Origin of the sequence: Streptomyces sp. P17 (assembly GCF_032436805.1) — a bacterium.
Classification (GTDB): Bacteria; Actinomycetota; Actinomycetes; order Streptomycetales; family Streptomycetaceae; genus Streptomyces.
The window spans coordinates 1-269 of sequence record NZ_JAVRBF010000867.1 but is presented as its reverse complement, the minus strand read 5'-3'; the positions used below and the strand labels follow the sequence as shown (position 1 = coordinate 269).

Genomic DNA, 269 nt, shown 5'->3' with positions numbered 1-269 from the left:
AGCAGGCCGGCGTTGGCGTCGGGACGTTCTATCGCCATTTTCCACAGCGCTCCGACCTCATCAAGGCCGTCTTCCGCCGTGAAATCGACGCCTGTGCAGATGCGGCACCCATACTGGCCGAGAAGCACGCGCCGGGCGATGCGCTGGCGCTGTGGATGCAGCGTTACGTCGACTTCATCTCCGCCAAGCGCGGACTGGCCGCCGCCCTACATTCCGGCGATCCGGCCTACGAAGCCTTGCCCGCCTATTTCGACAAGCGGCTTCGCCCC

At 65.4% G+C, this 269-nt stretch carries 1 protein-coding gene; it reads left to right on the top strand.

What is annotated here, in order from left to right; all coding sequences use genetic code 11:
* A partial coding sequence (locus RMT89_RS43265) for a TetR/AcrR family transcriptional regulator (protein ID WP_399498999.1) occupies nucleotides 1-269 on the top strand: 269 nt, incomplete at both ends.